1 protein-coding gene is annotated in these 1,142 nt (G+C 64.4%); it reads right to left on the bottom strand.

Annotation, left to right across the window (positions count from 1 at the left end; translation table 11 throughout):
- Window positions 1-282 precede the first annotated feature (282 nt).
- On the bottom strand, window positions 283-1,142 hold an 860-nt coding region (locus GGD63_RS39920), incomplete at its 5' end, for an IS110 family transposase (protein ID WP_183250665.1).

Below are 1,142 nucleotides of genomic sequence, written 5' to 3'. Positions count from 1 at the left end.
GATCCGGGACCCATATGTGGACGGCCCCCGTGGCACAAGAGCATTTTGAGGTTTGATCGGATCGCTTGCATCCATATGTCCGGCCTGTCGATGCGGCTTGTTGGACCGCTGGCCAAGATGGTTTCCGCGACACGAGTTCCAATCACCCACGCGACCTGTTTCGGCCAATGGGTCCCACGGATTTGCTCGCATCTTCGGCCGATCGATCGCACCATCTCCTCAGCTCTTGCAGCTCCGGTTCGACCGGCGGATCGACCCGCCGGTCGGCCAACTCTCTCTCAATTACCCGGCGGCACCGACTTGGGCGTCGATCCGCGCGGCATCGTAACTCTGTCCTGTGGTCATCAGCTTCCAGGCGATACGGGCCATCTTGTTGGCCAGCGCCACGGCTGCCTGCTTCGGCGTCTTGCGCTCGAGCAGATTGAGCAGCCAGCGCGATCCACGACGCTGCTTCCCGATCGCCTGCTTGACCACCGCTGTCGCCCCGACCACAAGAAGCTGACGCAATCTCTCGTCGCCGGCACGGGTGATCTTGCCGAGCCTAATCTTTCCCGCGGTGGAATGGTCCTTGGGCGTCAGGCCGAGCCAGGCTGCGAACAGTCGCCCCGAGCGGAAGGCATTCGGATCAGGCGCCTTCATCACCAGCGCCGCCGCCGTAACCGGACCGATCCCCGGGACCTGCGCCAATCGCCGGCTCGTGGTATCGGCCCGATGCCAGGCCAGCAGCTTGGCCTCGATCGCCTTCAACTCGACCTGCACCTGTTCATATTGGCGAGCCAACATTGCAAACAGCTCGCGGGCCAGCGCCGGCACGCCTTCGTCCTGCCGGATCGCCGCCAGGAACGCGGCGAGCTTGTCCAGCCCCTTGGCCTCGGTCAGGCCGAACTCTGCCGCGTACCCGCGGATCGTGTTGGAGAGTTGCGTGCGACGTGCGACCAATTGTTCGCGGACACCCAGTAGCATGAGCGCGGCCTGCTGCTCGGTCGTCTTCACCGGCACATAGCGCATCCGCGGACGGCTCGCCGCCTCGCACAGCCCTTCCGCATCGCGCCCGTCATTCTTGTTGCGCGACACGTATGGCTTTACCAGTTGCGGCGCAATCAGCTTGACCGCGTGTCCCAGCCTGCCGAGTTCGCGTGCCA

The organism is Bradyrhizobium sp. cir1 (assembly GCF_014198245.1).
GTDB lineage: Bacteria > Pseudomonadota > Alphaproteobacteria > Rhizobiales > Xanthobacteraceae > Bradyrhizobium.
The sequence above is the reverse complement of the archived record's forward strand: the minus strand, read 5'-3'. Positions and strand labels throughout refer to the sequence as shown.